Here is a 16,466-nt window from a genome sequence, read left to right on the forward strand (position 1 = left end):
AAAGTCTAAAAAACGACCAGTCTCAATAGCAGCATCCTCAAAAATGTATTTAAAAAAAATAGCTTTATTCAATTATAAAAACTTTTCAGAAGCCAGTTTCGAGTTTGACGGCAAAATAATCTGTTTTGTGGGTAAAAACGGTATCGGCAAAACCAATATTCTGGACGCTATTTACCATTTATCTTATGGAAAAAGTTATTTTAATCCGCTGGCTGTTCAAAATATTAAACATGGCGAGGAGTTTTTTGTTATTGATGCGGAATTTATCAAAAACGAAAGAAGCGAACAACTGCTTTGCAGCCTGAAGAAAGGCCAGAAAAAAATATTAAAACGCAATGGCAAAATCTATGATAAATTCTCCGATCATATCGGGTTCATTCCACTTGTTATTATTTCGCCTGCTGACAGGGATTTAATTATTGAAGGCAGTGAAACCCGCCGAAAATTTATTGACAGCATTATATCCCAACTGGATTCCCATTATTTACAACAACTCATTCAGTACCAGAAAGTAATGAGTCAACGCAATGCACTTTTAAAATATTTTGCACTGAACCATGTTTTTGACAATGATACCCTTTCTATATATAATGAGCAATTAAACGATTTTGGCAGCTATATTTTCGAAAAAAGAAAAGAATTCATTGCCGAGTTTATCCCTATTTTCAACAAACACCATCATGCCATTACGGATTCACAGGAATCGGTACAATTAGTTTATGAGAGTCATTTGTATGAAACTGATTTACTAACCCTTTTACAGCAAAACATTAATAAAGACCGTGCATTGCAATACACCAGTGTGGGAATCCACAAAGATGATCTGGCGTTTGAAATAGACAATCATCCTATTAAAAAATTCGGATCGCAGGGCCAACAAAAATCTTTTTTGATTGCTTTAAAACTGGCTCAGTTTGAATTTCTAAAAAGGCAAAGCGGTGTAAAACCTATTTTATTGTTTGATGATATTTTTGACAAACTGGACGAAACCCGGGTAGCAAAAATTGTAGAAATGGTGAATTCAGATACTTTTGGTCAGCTTTTTATTTCAGATACACATCCCGAGCGTACCGAAGCCATCGTGAAATCGACACATCAATCGTATAAAATATTCAACTTGTAATTTTTTTTACCGCAAAGAGAACTAAGTTTTCAGCAATCCCGATAGCTATCGGGACACCAAGCTTTTTTAGCTAAAAAAGAAAAAAATCTGTGGTTAAAATTTTAATATAAATCTATCAAAGTCTATCGTTTTAACTATTTTTGATATAATCAAAATTCAACTAAATGAAATTCAAATCCTTATTCGCAATAAGCCTTTTATTCATTTTATTTTCCTGCCATGCACAAACTTCTCAAAACATTCAAACGGTTGAAGTTGCCGCTTTCGCAAAAGAAATAAAGACGACCCAAAAACTACAAATCATTGATGTTCGCACTCCGGAAGAATTTACCGAAGGGCATATTGACACAGCACAGAACATCAATTGGCTTGGAGATCAATTTACACAAAATGCTGAAAAACTAAATAAAGACAAACCCGTTTATGTGTACTGCCGAAGTGGTAAACGAAGCCTGAAAGCCTCTGAAAAACTGGCCGAATTAGGGTTTAAGGAAATCTACAATCTGGATGGCGGTTACCTTAAATGGAAAGCAGAGACAAAAACAGCGCAATAAAAACAAAAAGTTACATTCATGCTTACAAAAGAATCACTACAATTTCTGGACGATTTAAGAACCAATAATAACCGCGAATGGTTTCAGGACAACAAAAAAAGATACGAAATTTTCAAAAAAGATTATCACCAATTAGTTTCTGATTTCCTGGATGCCATGAAACCTATGGATCCGTCATTAGAAATGCTGGAAATAAAAAACTGCACGTTCAGAATCAATCGTGATATTCGGTTTTCTAAAGATAAATCGCCGTACAAATCACATTTGGGTGTCTGGCTTTCATCGGGCGCTAAAGATCAGAATCGTTCCGGATATTATATCCATATTGAAAAAGGAGGCAGTTTTATTGCTGGAGGATTTTATTCACCTGATCCGGATCAACTAAAAAAAATACGCAAAGAAATTGCTTTTTTCTATGACGATTTAGAAGCCATTTTGAACGAACCTAATTTCAAAAAAGAGTTTGGTGATTTTAACCGAAGCGAAAAAAGCCTGTTGAAAAATCCGCCAAGAGGTTACGAAAAAGAGCATCCTGCGATTGATTTTCTAAAGCTAAAAAGCTTCGAAACGCTTCAGAAATTTGATATCTCCGAGGTGACTAAAAAAGATTTTGTTTCGAAAATGAGTCAGAAGCTAATCCTTTTAAAACCATTGAACGAATTCCTGAACCGTGCACTCGAAACAGAGGAATTTTAAAATAACACTAAAATTTCTGCCACCAATTCACGAAATCAATATAAAATAATTCGTGAATTCGTGGCGAAAAAATTTCTTTAATGAAAAAAAGAAAAATACTTTTTCTTGGAGAATCCTATCGCGCCGATGCCATTACTTGGATAAATGGCTTAAAGGAATTGGGTGATTTTGAAATTATCAGTTGGGAATTAAAAACGCCTAACCATTCATTCCTGAACAGAATCCTGAGAACACTGGAATTCGTCTTCGCTCCTATTACAATACGCAAAATAATTCGTCAGCAAAAACCAGATATGATTATTGCCGAAAGAACTACCAGTTATGGTTTTCTGGCAGCGCTTTCAGGTATGCAACCATCTGCCATTGCCCAACAAGGAAGAACCGATTTGTGGCCTGAAGATGCTATTACAATTCCGCTTAAAAAAATGATTCAGAATTACGCTTTCAAAAAAGCCACACTTATTCATGCCTGGGGATCAATTATGGCAGAGTACATGAAAAATTCTAAAGTAGATATGAGCAAAGTTTTGGTTTTACCAAAGGGAATTGATTTAAACAGATTTGAAAACAAAAACAATTCTGATTCCAACAAAATTCAGGCTATCGTTACACGTTCCCTTTTACCGGAATACCGCCATGATATTATCTTGAAAGCATTTGGTATTTTGCATCAAAGAGAAATAGACTTTTCTTTAACTATTGTGGGCGACGGAATTAGGTTAGAGCATTTAAAGGATTTAGCAACAAAAATGCAAATTGAAAACAAAGTCATTTTTACAGGCAGAATTCCCAATACGGAATTACCTAAATTACTCCAAGAATCGAATTTTTATATCAGCATGCCCATAACCGAAGGTGTTTCGGCTTCTTTATTTGAAGCTATGGCTTGCGGTTGTTACCCTATAGTTTCTGATATTCCGGGAAATCAAAATTGGATTCGTCATAGAGAAAACGGACAATTGATTACTGTGGACGATTTTGAAAGGCTGGCTAATGAAATCCTCTGGGCATTTGAGAATAAAACCATTTTAGAGAATGCTGTTTCAAACAATCGGAAATTCATTGAAAAACAGGTGAATTACAAAACCAATATGAAAATTATTGCGGACAAATACCATGAATTAATAGATTCTAAAAAATAATTTAACCACAAAGTTCGCTAGGATTTCACAAAGAATACAAAGCTTAGCGAACTTTGCGCAAACTTTGGGTCTTTGCGGTAAAACCAAAAATTATAATCCTTACTTTTGAACCTTCAAATCACGACTAAAAAAAGCGCTTTCTTTTATGGAAATTCAACATCATTTTTCTTTAAAAAACTACAATACTTTTGGCATTGAAGCCAAAGCCAGACAATTTGTTGCTGTTCACAGCGTAGCAGAATTGAAAACGGTTTTAGAACAACACCAATCAGAGAAAAAATTCATTTTGGGCGGCGGCAGCAATATGTTACTGACACAGGATATTGATGCATTGGTAATTCATATTGATTTGAAGGGCAAAAAAATCATTAAGGAAGACGATGATTCTGTATGGATTGAAGGACAAGCAGGTGAAAACTGGCATGAATTTGTGCTTTGGTGTATTGACCAAAATTATGGCGGACTGGAAAACATGTCACTGATTCCTGGAAACTTAGGCACTACACCTGTTCAGAACATTGGTGCTTACGGAGCAGAAATCAAAGATACCTTTGTTTCCTGTGAAGCTATGAATATTGAAACCCAAGAAATGAAAACTTTCAGCAATGCCGAATGTCATTTTGGATACCGAGAAAGCATCTTTAAACATGACGTAAAAGACCAGTATATTATCACTTCGGTGGTTTTTAAACTGACTAAACGCAATCATAAAATCAATACTTCTTACGGCGATATTTTAGCCGAATTAGAGCGTACAAACGTTACTAATCCGGGATTAAAAGACGTAAGCAATGCTGTAATTGCTATTAGAAAAAGCAAATTACCGGATCCGAAAGAACTGGGTAACAGCGGTAGTTTTTTCAAAAATCCTATAGTTTTAAAAAGTGATTTTGAAGCCATTCATAAAAAATTTCCGGAGATGAAATTCTATGAAGTTTCGGCAACCGAAGTAAAAGTTCCTGCCGGCTGGCTGATTGAACAGGCCGGTTTTAAAGGCAAACGTTTTGGCGATGCCGGAATACATAAAAATCAGGCTTTGGTTTTAGTCAACTACGGCAATGCTACAGGACAGGAAATCCTGGCTGTTTCCAAAGATATTCAAAAGACTGTTTTGGAGACTTTTGGCATTAAAATTGAAGCCGAAGTGAACGTGATTTAAGCAGATAAACTCCGTTGAAAATTTTCTTTTAAAATTCATATTTTATCATTTACAATTCCTAATTGTATTCTTACCTTTGCAGTCGTTAAAAACTCATTAAACTCCAATGCTTATACTGATTCTTTACTTTTTTATTGCTATTGTTGCTATTCAAATTGCGTATTATTTAGGTGTTTTCGGGAAATTTGCTTTCGCCAAAGCACAAAAAATAACACCAAAAAAAATAGCTGTTTCGGTTATCGTTTGTGCTAAAAATGAAGAAGAAAATGTGGCTAAATATGTTCCGCTGCTAGCTGAGCAAAATTACCCTGATTTTGAGATCGTTCTCATCGATGATGCATCGAGCGATAATACATTAGAACTTTTTGAAGCATTCGAACAACAATATTCTAACATTCGTCTCGTTAAGGTACAAAACAACGAAGCGTTTTGGGGAAATAAAAAATATGCTCTGACCTTAGGTATCAAAGCTGCCAAAAAGGAATATTTGCTTTTCACTGACGCCGATTGTTTTCCAACATCTAAAGATTGGATTACCGCTATGAGTTCACAATTTACATTACACAAAACAATTGTTTTAGGCTATGGAGGCTATGAAAAAATTGCCAATTCCTTCCTGAATAAAATCATTCGTTTTGAAACAGTGCTTACTGCGGTTCAATATTTTTCCTGGGCTAAAGCCGGACATCCTTATATGGGTGTAGGGCGGAATTTAGCCTATAAAAAAGAAGAATTCTTTAATGTAAACGGTTTTATCAATCACATTCAGGTGCGTTCAGGCGATGACGATTTGTTTATCAACGAAGCGGCTAACGGGAAAAACACTACTATAGCCTACGCTCCGGAGAGTTTCACCTATTCAGCACCAAAAACCACTTACAAAAACTGGTTTACCCAAAAAAGAAGACATGTAGCTACGGCAAAACATTATAAAACAATCGATCAGTTCCAATTGGGCTTATTTTTCAGTTCGCAGCTGTTATTTCTTATCCTGGCAGCCATTTTACTGGCGTTTCAGTTTCAATGGATTTTAGTGTTAAGTCTGGTTGGACTAAGGTATTTATGTGCGTGGATTATTATCGGTTTTTCGGCTGGAAAATTAAAAGAAAAAGACCTTAAATTTTGGTTTCCAATAGTCGAAATAGCACTTGTTTTCACACAACTGAATGTGTTTTTTACTAATATTTTTTCAAAACCGGTCAATTGGAAATAAGCAATCAAATAGAAAAAGCAAAACAAGGAGACCAGACGGCCTTTACTTTTCTGTTGAATCATTATTGGAGTGAAGTTTACGGATTCATGCTCAAACGCACCGAAAACGAAACTAACGCTGAAGACATTACCATTGAAACGTTTTCAAAAGCATTTGACAAAATAGCAACTTATAACCCAGAATTTCAGTTCAACACCTGGCTCATTACCATTGCTAAGAATGTGTATATTGATATGCTTCGCAAAAAAAAATCGAGTCTTTTTGTAGAAATCACTGAGCAGGAAGACCAGAAGGCGTACAATATTGCCGATACTACTCCGTCAAAAGAAGACGAATTAATTACCGAGCAAAACCTGTCGCAATTACTGCAATACATCAAAGAACTGAAACCGCATTATCAGGAAGTCATCCAGCTGCGTTATTTTCAGGAAATGAGTTATCAGGAAATAGCCAATAAAATTGACGAACCTCTCAACAACGTCAAAGTAAAACTCCTAAGAGCCAAAAAGTTATTGGCTGAGATTATTCATACTAAGCGATAGTTTTTTTTACCATTAAGGGATTAAGTTGCATTGAGAGTTTTTTTTTAATGTAATTGTATTTTGTATTGTATTTACTTTTACAAGTAAGAAAAGTTTTTATATTTGCAAGAATTGAAACATCATATAAATTATAATTTTAAAACAATCTATCCCAAACATATACTCATTATAATTACCAACTTAAGCAAAAAAACAATGAAAAAAATTACCTTTATTATATTCTTCCTAACAATTTTCAATCATTCAAAAGCACAAAACATAAGTTATGGTGCAATACTTGGAATGAATGGTTATGATGTAGAGATTCATGGACCAATAAATGGGGGTGCCGGATATAGTGGTTTAAATTTTGGTGGATTTTTAGATTACCAACTCAATAAAAATTTTGGTATCAGAGGAGATTTAATTTACAGTAGTGTAAAAGAAGATTATTATGCTAAATACGACGGGAATAAATATGCAGGAAGTATCTTCGAAGAATCGAAAATTAAATCTATAGAAATCCACACTCTTTTGAAATATGATGTCAATAAAGAATACAACAAAGGATTTTATTTAATTGGGGGTTTTAGAATCAAAAATATAATAAATGCTAAACTTGATGGTGAAAAAAATAATGATTTGTATAGACGAATAAATCTAGGTGGAATGTTAGGTTGTGGAGTAAATTTCGCCAAACATTTTGGTTTAGAATTCATACCAGAAGTAAATTTAACTAATACAATAACTCCCGAAAACAACAAAGCCAGAAATTATGGGGCATATATAAACCTTACCGTAAATTTGGAATCAATAATTAATTAAACACTTATAGGCCGATTTATAATATATGTCATCAATCATAAAATTACTTCGTCCTTCCGATAGCTATTGGAAGGCAATCAATCCAACCGGTGGTTCTCATTTGCAATGAGAACTAACTTTCATTTATAACAAAAACAAAGCGTTTACCATGCGGCTCATTAGAAAAAACTAGCAGAACCCAGATCGCTCGGATATACACACAAACGTTAGCGCAGAATTGCATTCTGTGCCCGCAACAATAAGCAAATAACGCAAACAAAATACTTTGTGGAGTTACCGGATGAGATTCCTCGTTCCTCGCAATGAACAGGATTGCGTTAAAGGCGGAAATATTTTCCCTAACCAAACCAATTAACGAATATCCCTAACTTTTAAAAATCATAGATACGCCTACTAAAACTATAGATGAGCATATAAAAACCAAAGGCATGCCTACATAAAACATAGGCGATGCCTTCAAAACAGTAAGCACGCCATACTAAAACTATAGCCCGCCTACCAAAAACATAGGCAGTACCTTCAAAAATCACAGGCACGCCTACCAAAACTATAGGCGCGCCTTCTTAAATTAAAGGCTATACCTTCAAAAATAGAAGGCGTGCCAACCAAATTTACAGCCACGCTTGGCTAAACTATAGGCAATGCTTTTAAAAACAACACCCAAGCCCTGCTATTAGCATGGCGCAGCTGGTTGATAGTATAAATTTGCAATCAATCGCCACAGTGACAATCTCATTTATTCTTAGACTCCGGCAACTAAATTTAAAATTATTCTAAATTATTTAAAAGAACCGTACAGAAATTACATCTAAATTTTGTACCTTAATCGTTCTAAATAAAAATACCACATACGCATACGATTTAACTGAAACCTTTAACCATTAAATCTATATCTTATGTCACAACACAGTCTTTATGAAAGCAACTGGATTAATCTGGTTTTCGAAAACAGAAACAAAGAGTACGGTGCATTCCAACTGCGTCAGCAAACCACCAGAACTTCTTTTAATGCCCTTTTTATTGGTGTTTTAGTGTGCGCTACACTAATCATTTTACCCAATTTACTGCTTCACCCAAAACACATTGAGGCTGACACCACAACTGACTGGACAGAAACTATTATTCAGCTGCAGGACATTTATCAGGCAGAAGAACAGGCTCCCGCTGCTCCTGCACTTCCTGAAATTCAGCAACAAGCTCCCACTGAAGCAATCGAAACCAGACAATTAATTGACCCGATAGTTGTAAGTACCTCAGAAGCTCCCGCTGATGTTGAATATACCTTAGAAAAAAGCAATCCTATAGACACCACTAAGGACGGAGTGAATGCTACAGGACTATCCGCAGGTACCGGAGAAGGTGTCCTAAATGGAAGCAGCGAAGGTGCCGGTATTGGTACAGGAACCTCAAATTCTAATGGGAACGAACTCATTATTAACGAAGTCTTGGATAAAAAACCACAGTTTCCGGGAGGAATTGAAAAATTCTACCGTTATGTGGGAAATAATTTCAGAAGCCCCATGCTGGACGAAACTAAAAACGTACGCATCTTTGTTTCTTTTGTAGTAGAAAAAGACGGAAGTATGAGCAATATAAAAGTACTTAATAAACCTGGGCAGGGGTTAGAAAAAGAAGCTATTCGCGTGTTACAATCTATAAAAACCAAATGGTCTCCTGGGATATTGAATGCAAAACCGGTAAGAACCACTTATAATTTACCTATTGTGGTACAAATTAATTAAATCCATACCCGTTGGGTGTAATTATCAAAAACGTCAATTCGAGTGTTTTTTGCGTAATGAAATGGAGTAAAAAATATATCGGGAATCGTTTTTGATAATAATTTTTCTTGTTCTCGATACAATTTTCTATCTAAAATTACTCGAACTGACGAAAAATTATTATCAAAAACTAATTACACCCAACGGGTTAAGCTATTTATTTTAATATAAATTCAAAGCAGCTCGAAAGGCTGCTTTTTTTTGTCCTATTTCTTTTAGAATAGCAAATATGATTTTAATTTTATAACAAATCCGGCTAAAAGCTTCACCAATTAAAACACTGCATTTTAAATCAAGTTTCCGTATCTTTGTAACCTTAAAATTGATTTATGGAAACTGTTTTAGATACTACTACACCGGTTGCTACTCCAGCCACAGCCAAACCAAAATGGTTAAAAGTAAAACTACCAATTGGGAAAAAATATACAGAACTTCGCGGCTTAGTTGATAAATACAGCCTCAACACTATTTGTACTTCCGGAAGTTGCCCTAATATGGGTGAATGCTGGGGCGAAGGAACTGCTACTTTTATGATTCTGGGCAATACCTGTACGCGCTCCTGCGGTTTTTGCGGTGTAAAAACAGGCCGCCCTGAAACAGTTGACTGGGATGAACCTGAAAAAGTAGCCCGTTCCATCAAAATCATGAATATTAAGCATGCTGTGATTACCAGTGTAGACAGAGACGACCTGAAAGATGGTGGTTCTATTATCTGGATAGAAACGGTAAAAGCCATTCGCAGAATGAACCCTACAACGACTCTTGAAACCTTAATTCCTGATTTTCAGGGAATCGAAAGAAACATAGACCGTATTGTTGCCGCTAATCCTGAAGTGGTTTCACATAATATGGAAACCGTTCGCCGACTGACCCGTGAAGTACGGATTCAGGCGAAATACGACCGAAGCTTAGAAGTATTGCGTTATTTAAAAGAAAAAGGAATCAACAGAACCAAATCCGGAATTATGTTAGGATTAGGTGAAGAGGAAGAAGAAGTATTCCAAACCATGAGAGACCTTCGCGCTGCGAATGTTGATGTAGTGACTCTGGGTCAATACCTGCAACCCAGTAAAAAACATTTGCCCGTTAAGGAATTTATTACTCCGGAACAATTTGCTAAATACGAGCAATTTGGTCTGGAATTAGGTTTCCGTCATGTAGAAAGTGGACCATTAGTCCGTTCTTCTTACAAAGCACAAAAACACATATTATAATAAAGTTTATTTGGTTATTCGTTTATTTGGGTAACGATTAACCAAATAAACGAATAACCAAATAAACAACATAATTGAAAACAAGAATTGCCATCAATGGTTTTGGTCGGATTGGCCGAAACCTTTTTCGCCTGTTATTAAACCATCCTGAAATAGAAGTCGTAGCCATAAATGACATTGCCGATACAAAAACTATGGCTCATTTAATCAAATATGACAGCATTCATGGTGTTTTGCCCCAGACGGTAATTGCCGATGAAAAAGGATTTAGTATTGATGGAATACATTATTTATTTTTCCACGAAAAAAGTATTTCCAATCTTAACTGGAAAGATTTAGATATTGATTTTGTTATTGAATCTACCGGAAAATACAAAACTCATGAAGATTTAAACCAGCATATTATTGCTGGAGCAAAGAAAGTTATTCTTTCGGCTCCTTCAGAAGTAGACACTATTAAAACAGTGGTTTTAGGTGTCAACGAACATATCCTGGACGGAACCGAAAAAATCATCTCTAACGCGAGCTGCACGACTAACAATGCCGCTCCGATGATTAAAATAATCGATCAGCTTTGCGGAATTGAACAAGCCTATATTACTACAATTCACTCTTTTACCACTGATCAGAGCTTACACGACCAGCCACACAAGGATTTACGAAGAGCCAGAGGTGCCAGCCAGTCTATTGTTCCAACAACTACAGGAGCAGCTAAGGCATTAACAAAAATTTTTCCTATCTTAGAGGGCAAAATTGGAGGATGTGGTATACGTGTTCCTGTTCCCGATGGCTCGCTCACCGACATTACTTTTAATGTAAAAACAGCGGTTTCCATTGCTGAAATTAACGAAGCTTTTAAATTAGCTTCGCAAAATGAACTTAAAGGAATACTGGATTACACCGAAGATCCAATCGTATCTGTAGATATTATAGGAAATAGAAATTCCTGTTTATTTGATGCACAGCTAACTTCTGTTATAGACAAAATGGTAAAAGTAGTGGGCTGGTATGATAACGAAATTGGATATTCATCACGTCTGATTGATTTAATACTGTTGACCAAACCCTAAGCGACTAAATGAAATTAAAAATCAAATTTTACCTGATTTTATTTATTTTATTTAATGTTTGTCTGTATGCTCAAAAAGAAGTAACAGACAGCATTAGCTATTACAACAACCAGGCTAATATTAATATCAAAACCAACCAGTATAAAGATGTTTTCCTGTATACGCAAAAAGCTATAAATTATGCTCAGGAGCATTCTAAAATAAAAGAACAGGCTGCTCAGACAGCTAAACTGGGACGATTGTATTACAGCCTGAAAAAATATGATGATGCTATTGAAAAACTAACCGAAAGTATCAACTTATTTAAGACTATCACCCCATCAGCAGAATATGCTGAAGCCTACTATTTCCTGGGATTGGCTTATATTAATAAAAATAATTTTAGTGCCGCAGAAATTTGCATCAACAAAACAGCTGCTATTTCCAAAGCATTTGAAATTACCGGGAACAATGAATTAATACGACTTCAAAAAGCTATTATCTACAGAGCCAATCAAAAATACGATAAAGCTGCAGCTATCTTAAACAGTATCATTTCGAAACCGGACAAACCTGAAATTTCAGATACTAAAGCCGAAGCTTTATACCAGATGGGACTGATTGAAGAGCACAACAACCGAAATAATCTGGCTTTAAACTACTTTAACAAAGCCTTAAACTTAAATGCGAAAAACCAAAATTTAGATCAAAAATCAAATATCTTACTGGCTATTAGTATCGTTTACGAAAAAATGCTCGATAAAAGCAATGCATATGCTTTTCTAAAACTACACCTTAATTTAAAAGAAAGTATTGCAATAGCTACCAATGAAAAATTAGGTATAAATGATTATGAAGCATTTAAAGAAAAACAAAGAGAACAAAACTTAATCCGTTTAAACAAAGAGAAACAGGAAGAACAAAAAACCAAAAATTTCTCAAGACTAATTAACTATTTATCCATTGCATTAATAGTGATTTTATCACTGCTAAGTTTTTCTCTTTACAGAAATAACATTATCCGAAAAAAATCAAACCAACTGTTAACCGAAAAAAACAATGAGTTGATAAAAGCCAAAGAAAAAGCAGAAAAAGCTTCGAATGCACGTGCCGATTTTTTATCTATTGTAAGTCATGAATTAAGAACTCCGCTAAACGCAATCAATGGAATTACTCATTTATTACTGGAAGAAAATCCTAAAAAATCGCAGCTGCATTATCTTGGCTCTTTACAATATTCCGGCAATTACCTGACTGCTTTCATCAATGATATTTTAGAAATTAACAAAATTGACTCTAACAAAATAGAATTAGAGCACATTGATTTTGACATAAAGCAACTGCTGGAAGATCTTCAAAATTCCCTGATGGAATTAGCCACAAAAAACAAAAATACTTTTATACTTGACATTGACCCGGATATCCCAAATAATCTGATAGGTGACCCTATTAAATTATCTCAGATATTTATGAATTTAATCAATAATGCATTAAAATTTACTAAAAACGGAAAAGTAAGTATTACAGGAAAACTACAGTCTGTTCAGGATACAAAAGCGGTACTGTTTTTTGAAATAAGAGATACAGGAATTGGAATTCCCGAAGAAAAATTAAAAACTGTTTTTGATAGTTTTTCTCAGGGGTCGACAGAAATCAACAGAAAATATGGCGGAACCGGTTTAGGACTGACTATTGTAAAAAAACTTTTAAACGTACTGGGAAGTGAGATTCATCTCAAAAGTACCCTGGGCGAAGGTTCTGTTTTTTCATTCGGATTAACTTTAGCTATTAACAATAATCAAACTCCGGCAGAACCAAAACAACAAATTTCATTTGATATTTCCCTAATAAAAGGCAAAAAGATCTTAGTTGTTGAAGACAACAAAATAAACCAAATGATTACTAAAAGAATGCTTGAAAATAAGGAAATCATTTGTGAGATCATCGATAATGGTGAAGAAGCCATAGAAGCGGTGAAAAAAAACAACTATGATTTAGTTCTTATGGACGTCCATTTGCCGGGAATAAACGGTACAATAGCCACTCAGGCAATCAGAAAATTCAACAGTATAACACCTATTATTGCCATGACAGCTATTTCACTAAATGAAAACAGAGCTATGCTTCTTTCTTATGGAATGAATGATGTCATCACAAAACCTTTTATTCCAAATGATTTTTACATTTTGCTTTGTAAATATCTTGCTGATTAATAGTTCAAAATAAGCTCTTTAATTAATTTTCGGACTTTAGGTTCGGCTTTTCTGGCAGCTTCCAAAACCTCATCATGTGAAATAGTATCGATACTTTCTTCATTACCCATATCGGTAATTACTGAAACGCCAAAAGTTTCTAAATCCATGTGACGCGCCACAATTACTTCGGGAACAGTAGACATTCCTACACAATCGGCACCCAGAATTTTTACCATTTTATATTCGGCTAAGGTTTCAAATGTTGGTCCCTGCAAACCTAAATAAATTCCGTCTTGAACTTTTATATTATTTTTTTGTGCCAATTTCTTAGCCAGAGCAATCATATTTTTCGAATACGGTTCGCTCATGTTAACGAATCTTGGTCCAAAACGCTCGTCATTTTTCCCACGCAACGGATGTTCCGGAACCAAATTAATATGATCGCTGATTAAAATAATATCTCCAACTTTATAATTAGAATTTACGCCACCGGAAGCATTGGAAACAATCAGTTTTTCAACGCCTAAATATTTCATCACGCGCACCGGAAAAGTAACTTCCTGCATCGAATAACCTTCGTAATAATGAAAACGCCCCTGCATGGCCACTACTTTTTTAGTTCCAATAGTCCCAAAAACTAAAGCACCTTTATGTCCTTCGACAGTAGAAACCGGAAAATTAGGAATCTCAGCATAAGGCAATGAAAATTCAATTTGAATATCATCGGTAAAATTGCCTAAACCCGAACCTAAAATCACTCCAAATTCCGGTGTAAAATTGGTTTTATCCTTAATAAAACTAACAGTTTCCTGAACTAAATCCCACATAATTTTTAATTTTTTCATCAAACTGATTGGCTGCTGAAATTAACTTACTTTGTATTGGTAAATAAAAAAGTTGCTCTTCCGGCAATTTTCCTTTCAATCGCACATAATCTTTTTCGGTAGTAATAATGATATTGTCCTGAGCCTGAATTACAATATCCTGAATATCATTTTCCGAAAAATGATGATGGTCCGGATAAGTCAAACAAATATCTTTTTCATTCTTCAAATAAGCATAAAAAGATTCCGGCTTGGCTATTCCTGCCAAAAGTAATTTCTTTTCTTCTTTAATTTCACTTACTTCAATTTTCTCCTTTTCAGAATAAATGTAATCATCATAAGCGATACAACTAAAAAACAACTCCTGATTTTCGGCCAATTTTAATTTATTTTTTATCGAAAGTTGTTCCGTCTCTGAAAGATTCGGCGGACATTTAGTAACTACCACCACATCAGCTCTTTGCGAACCACTACGGCTTTCACGCAAATTACCTGTAGGCAACATGAAATCATCGGCATAAATATCGCCATAAGCGGTCAATAAAATATAAAATCCCGCTTTTACTTTTCGGTGTTGATACGCATCATCGAGTAAAATAACTTCTGGCTTTTCTGCCTGATTTAATAATTGTTCAATACCATTTTTACGATTCGCATCAACAGCCACTTGGATATTGGGGAACTTTTGAAAAAACTGAAAAGGCTCGTCGCCTAAGATTTCTGCATTCGCATTGGCATTAGCCAAAACAAATCCTTCTGATTTTCTTTTATATCCACGACTTAAAGTAGCTACTTTATATTTTGGCGAAAGCAAACGAATTAAGTATTCTATCTGAGGCGTTTTACCCGTTCCGCCTACACTGAGATTACCCACAGCAATTACAGGCAAATCAAACGAGTAAGATTTCAAAACTCCTTTATCAAAAAGAAAATTCCGAATACTGGTAATCCAACCATATAAAACAGCAAACGGAAAAAGTATTTTTCGAAGTACATTCATACTACGAAAGTATATTTTTTATTTTAAAGTTGATTTGTTTATTCGTTAATTTGTTTATCCGAAAATATCCAAAAATGACAATCAAAGAAATAATTTCCGTACTGGAAGAAATGGCACCACTGGCTTATGCCGAAGATTTTGACAATGTAGGCTTACTTGTAGGCGATGCTAAAACTAAAGCAACCGGAGTTTTAGTTTGCCATGATGCGCTGGAAAATGTTATAGACGAAGCGATTGCTAAGCAATGTAATTTGGTGGTTTGCTTCCATCCTATTTTATTCTCGGGTCTAAAGAAAATAACCGGCAAAAATTATGTAGAACGTGCCATTATCAAGGCTATCAAAAACGATATTGCCATTTATGCGGTTCATACGGCTTTAGACAATCATCAATATGGAGTAAACAAAATTTTCTGTGATGCCTTAGGTTTAACCAACACTAAAATATTGATTCCAAAACATAGTTTTATTCGAAAATTAATCACTTATACCATACCTGAAAACGCTGAAAAACTGCGTAATGCTTTATTTAATGCCGGAGCAGGAAAAATAGGCAACTACGAAGATTGCAGTTTTAATTCGAAAGGAATTGGAACCTACATGGGCAATGAAAACAGCAATCCTGAAATTGGAGAGCGTTTTGAATTTGTAGAAAGTGAGGAAATCAAAATCGAAGTTACTTTTGAAAAATATTTAGAATCTAAAATTTTAAAAGCCCTTTTTAAAAACCATGTTTACGAAGAAGTCGCTTATGAAATTTATGATTTACAAAATACGCATCAGAATATAGGTTTAGGAATGACAGGCGAATTAGAAAATCCGATGCCAGAAAAAGATTTTTTACTGCTAGTAAAAGACAAAATGCAGGCTGATGGAATTCGTCATTCAGCCTTTACAGGAAAAAAGATAAAAAAAGTGGCCGTTCTGGGAGGTTCGGGAAGTTATGCCATAAAAAATGCTATTCAGGCGGGAGCCGATGTTTTTTTAACCGCTGATTTGAAATATCACCAATTTTATGAGGCCGAAAACAGCTTACTTTTGGCAGATATTGGACATTTTGAATCAGAACGTTATACAAAAAATTATATTGTTGATTTTCTTAGAAAAAAAATCCTTAATTTTGCAATCATTTTATCTGAAGAAAATACAAATCCAGTTAAGTACTTATAGA

General features: G+C 34.9%; 14 protein-coding genes and 1 pseudogene. 13 read left to right on the plus strand and 2 right to left on the minus strand.

Annotated features, from left to right (window positions below; genetic code table 11):
• Window positions 1-43 precede the first annotated feature (43 nt).
• The 12 genes and pseudogenes from recF to ACSV4D_RS05110 all read left to right on the plus strand — a co-directional run bounded on the left by recF (window position 44) and on the right by ACSV4D_RS05110 (window position 13,490).
• Complete coding sequence (gene recF / locus ACSV4D_RS05055; RefSeq protein ID WP_439227373.1) at window positions 44-1,123, plus strand: DNA replication/repair protein RecF; 1,080 nt, start codon at window positions 44-46, stop codon at window positions 1,121-1,123.
• 164 nt (window positions 1,124-1,287) lie between these two features.
• Window positions 1,288-1,677 (plus strand): rhodanese-like domain-containing protein, encoded by a 390-nt coding sequence (locus ACSV4D_RS05060; RefSeq protein ID WP_439227374.1) that lies wholly within the window; start codon window positions 1,288-1,290, stop codon window positions 1,675-1,677.
• Window positions 1,678-1,695: 18 nt separating this feature from the next.
• A complete protein-coding gene (locus ACSV4D_RS05065; RefSeq protein ID WP_439227375.1) occupies window positions 1,696-2,373 on the plus strand; it encodes a DUF2461 domain-containing protein in 678 nt (225 codons plus the stop codon).
• An 80-nt stretch (window positions 2,374-2,453) separates the two neighbouring features.
• Window positions 2,454-3,515, plus strand: a complete 1,062-nt coding sequence (locus tag ACSV4D_RS05070; protein ID WP_439227376.1) for a glycosyltransferase family 4 protein — start codon at window positions 2,454-2,456, stop codon at window positions 3,513-3,515.
• A gap of 139 nt (window positions 3,516-3,654) precedes the next feature.
• Window positions 3,655-4,674 (plus strand): annotated as a pseudogene (gene murB, locus ACSV4D_RS05075) (UDP-N-acetylmuramate dehydrogenase); the annotation flags it as partial.
• A 106-nt stretch (window positions 4,675-4,780) separates the two neighbouring features.
• Window positions 4,781-5,887, plus strand: coding sequence for a glycosyltransferase (locus ACSV4D_RS05080; protein WP_439227377.1), 1,107 nt, complete (start codon window positions 4,781-4,783; stop codon window positions 5,885-5,887).
• Complete coding sequence (locus tag ACSV4D_RS05085) at window positions 5,878-6,429, plus strand: RNA polymerase sigma factor (protein WP_439227378.1); 552 nt, start codon at window positions 5,878-5,880, stop codon at window positions 6,427-6,429. The genes ACSV4D_RS05080 and ACSV4D_RS05085 overlap by 10 nt, the downstream gene beginning before the upstream one ends.
• 195 nt (window positions 6,430-6,624) lie before the next feature.
• A complete protein-coding gene (locus ACSV4D_RS05090) occupies window positions 6,625-7,233 on the plus strand; it encodes a porin family protein (protein ID WP_439227379.1) in 609 nt (202 codons plus the stop codon).
• An 896-nt stretch (window positions 7,234-8,129) separates the two neighbouring features.
• The gene (locus ACSV4D_RS05095; RefSeq protein WP_439227380.1) at window positions 8,130-8,975 is read left to right on the plus strand and encodes an energy transducer TonB; all 846 of its coding nucleotides are present in this window, start codon (window positions 8,130-8,132) and stop codon (window positions 8,973-8,975) included.
• Window positions 8,976-9,343: 368 nt separating this feature from the next.
• Window positions 9,344-10,228 carry a lipoyl synthase gene (lipA, locus tag ACSV4D_RS05100; protein ID WP_408081323.1) on the plus strand — a complete coding sequence of 295 codons (885 nt, stop codon included), beginning with the start codon at window positions 9,344-9,346 and terminating at the stop codon, window positions 10,226-10,228.
• A 74-nt stretch (window positions 10,229-10,302) separates the two neighbouring features.
• Window positions 10,303-11,298 (plus strand): type I glyceraldehyde-3-phosphate dehydrogenase, encoded by a 996-nt coding sequence (gene gap / locus ACSV4D_RS05105; RefSeq protein ID WP_408081322.1) that lies wholly within the window; start codon window positions 10,303-10,305, stop codon window positions 11,296-11,298.
• Window positions 11,299-11,306: 8 nt separating this feature from the next.
• On the plus strand, window positions 11,307-13,490 hold the full coding sequence (locus ACSV4D_RS05110; RefSeq protein WP_439227381.1) for an ATP-binding protein: 2,184 nt from the start codon (window positions 11,307-11,309) through the stop codon (window positions 13,488-13,490).
• Here ACSV4D_RS05110 and ACSV4D_RS05115 read toward each other — a convergent pair.
• Together ACSV4D_RS05115 and lpxK are read right to left on the minus strand one after the other, a co-directional pair.
• A complete protein-coding gene (locus ACSV4D_RS05115) occupies window positions 13,487-14,299 on the minus strand; it encodes a purine-nucleoside phosphorylase (protein WP_439227382.1) in 813 nt (270 codons plus the stop codon). The genes ACSV4D_RS05110 and ACSV4D_RS05115 overlap by 4 nt on opposite strands.
• Window positions 14,271-15,296 carry a tetraacyldisaccharide 4'-kinase gene (gene lpxK, locus ACSV4D_RS05120; protein WP_439227383.1) on the minus strand — a complete coding sequence of 342 codons (1,026 nt, stop codon included), beginning with the start codon at window positions 15,294-15,296 and terminating at the stop codon, window positions 14,271-14,273. Before lpxK ends, ACSV4D_RS05115 begins: the two co-directional genes overlap by 29 nt.
• Window positions 15,297-15,370: 74 nt before the next feature.
• Between lpxK and ACSV4D_RS05125 the strand changes: the two genes are divergently transcribed.
• Window positions 15,371-16,465, plus strand: a complete 1,095-nt coding sequence (locus ACSV4D_RS05125) for a Nif3-like dinuclear metal center hexameric protein (protein WP_439227384.1) — start codon at window positions 15,371-15,373, stop codon at window positions 16,463-16,465.
• The last annotated feature ends 1 nt before the right edge of the window (window position 16,466 follow it).

Source organism: Flavobacterium sp. ARAG 55.4 (assembly GCF_051846875.1).
Lineage (GTDB): Bacteria > Bacteroidota > Bacteroidia > Flavobacteriales > Flavobacteriaceae > Flavobacterium > Flavobacterium plantiphilum.